This is a genomic window from Gallibacterium genomosp. 2, from assembly GCF_000771895.1.
Lineage (GTDB): Bacteria > Pseudomonadota > Gammaproteobacteria > Enterobacterales > Pasteurellaceae > Gallibacterium.
On record NZ_JPXY01000055.1, the window covers coordinates 1 to 2,101 of the forward strand.

3 protein-coding genes are annotated in these 2,101 nt (G+C 36.6%); 2 read left to right on the forward strand and 1 reads right to left on the reverse strand.

What is annotated here, in order from left to right; translation table 11 throughout:
• Window positions 1–53 precede the first annotated feature (53 nt).
• Window positions 54–263 carry a hypothetical protein gene (locus P375_RS13035; RefSeq protein WP_084598512.1) on the reverse strand — a complete coding sequence of 70 codons (210 nt, stop codon included), beginning with the start codon at window positions 261–263 and terminating at the stop codon, window positions 54–56.
• A gap of 280 nt (window positions 264–543) precedes the next feature.
• On the opposite strand from P375_RS13035, the gene P375_RS13040 reads away from it, so the two are divergent.
• Together P375_RS13040 and P375_RS10675 are read left to right on the forward strand one after the other, a co-directional pair.
• Window positions 544–696: an ESPR domain-containing protein gene (locus P375_RS13040; RefSeq protein WP_084598511.1), complete on the forward strand. Its 153-nt coding sequence runs from the start codon at window positions 544–546 to the stop codon at window positions 694–696.
• 217 nt (window positions 697–913) lie between these two features.
• On the forward strand, window positions 914–2,101 hold a 1,188-nt coding region (locus P375_RS10675), incomplete at its 3' end, for a hypothetical protein (protein WP_039136891.1).

Below are 2,101 nucleotides of genomic sequence, written 5' to 3' on the forward strand. Positions count from 1 at the left end.
TGAAAGCGCAAATAACGCACAAACCCGTTTTATTCCATAGGATTTTAATGTCTTTACCGCTTGGTAGCGTTGCGCTCGAGTGACATGAAAATCGCGGTAGCCTTTTTTAGGATTTCTTTATCCTCTTCAAGAATTTTAATACGTTGTTCAAGCTCTCTTATCCGTTGTTGCTCTGGCGACAGTGGCTTCGTCCCCGGTAAGACATAGCCTTGTTTTTCGGCTTGGACTTGTTTTATCCAACGCCGTAAGGCCGTTTCACCTATCCCTAATTCTAAACAAGCTTGGGCAACGGAATAACCTTGTTCGGTGACTCATTTTACTGCGGCAACTTTGTAATCTGGGCTAAATGTTCTTTTCATTTTAATGTCCTCTTTTTGTGATAGTTTACCACCTATTGAGGACTGCAAAATTAGTCTACCACTACACCTAGCAAAAAATAAAAATAAGCGTATACTAATAAAGAGTTATTTTGAATAACTTTTTTTGTAGCAGTGATGTGGACTGATATTTCTTTAAATAACCCTCCGAGATAAGGAACTTCTTATGAATCATATCTATCGTTTAGTTTGGAATGCTGTTCGGCAGTTATGGCAGTGTGCTTCTGAAAATACCAGAACAAAGGGTAAAACCAGCACAGTAAAAGCTGTGATAAACACTCAATTTACCCCCCCTTCTCCCTTCATTAGGAACTTATAAATCACAAAAATTTCCTCTAAATATCATTGTAGCAACATTATTAGCATTTTTTTCTTTACCTGTTTTAGCAGTATGTCCAGACAAAATTACTTCTTCAGGAACCTATTATTTAGTTGGAAATTCATGTCCAACAATACTAGTTGAAAGAGCATCTGATGTTATATTAGATGGACAAGGAAATATTAATCGTCTTGCTGTTTCAGAAGGTTCACAAATAGTGTTACGTGGAAATATTAATTCGAAGTCTGTCGCTGTATATGGTGATAGCTATACATCGGTTAAAAATCATTTTATCTTAGAGAGTGGTAATGTAGGCTCTATTAAGATAGATGAATATACTGATCTTACAATATTAGGCGGGACAGTAGATAATTTTGATACAGATGATGAGGGAATAGGTGATCTTGTTATTGCAGGAGGAAATATCAAGAATGGGGTTAGTCTAGCATATGGAGTAAATTCCGTTACTATGACAGGGGGAGAAATTAATAGATATGGACTCTCTGTATTCGGGGGCGGAGATCTCACTATGATGGGAGGGAGTATTAAAGGAGTTATTGGACTTCACATAGGGAATGGTAAAGCAGGTGGTATAACTACTATTGGTGGGAATGCTACTGTGACAGCAATACCCGGTATGGCTGGTCCAGCTTCTTCTGGTGAAGCTGTTGGTGCAGTTGTTTTTTCTTTTATGGATGTAGAAGGAGATAGATGGACTAGTTATAAACCTCAACGGCAAACCTTAAAGCTGATGAGAAGCCCAGAAGGAATAGAAGGAATTATATTTTCGATAAGTAATATAGATTTATCTAATATAACATTATGGAATACTAATACTTTAATGTTATCAGGTGAAAATATCCTATCCCTACATTTAGGGGAATTAGGTGATATTACCAAGGATATTAAGATAAATGATCCATTTAGTGTTACTTATTCCACAGGAAAAAAATTCTTTGCTTTTGACACTATTGAAAAAACAGGTACAGGTACTTGGAGCCTTACAGGTACCCTAAATAAAGATATTATTACTGGTTATATCGATGATAAGGGAATCCATCGTCCAGGTTTATCCATTAATGAAGGTAAAATTGCATTAGCACCAAATACCATTGTGCATACCGATATAGTAGTTAATCCAAATGGTACTTTGTATTCCCAGGCTGGAGGTAAACAACTGGTTGATTCGTTAACGATAAAAGGCACTTATCAAGTCGATGTTAATAGTCATAGCGATTACAGCCAATTACATAGTGCCAAGGATATTGTGATTGATGATGGTAGTAAACTTTATGTGTATGCCGATAAGCTGCAAGGCGGTGATGATACTTTCTTAAATGTGTTAAGTACTGATGGGGTGCTGAAAGGACGTTTTAATCCGAAAATAGAAGATAATCAGACTGTT

Coding starts and splice junctions, on each gene's coding strand:
- P375_RS13040 (WP_084598511.1), top strand. CDS start 544: ATGAATCATATCTATCGTTTAGTTTGGAATGCTGTTCGGCAGTTATGG.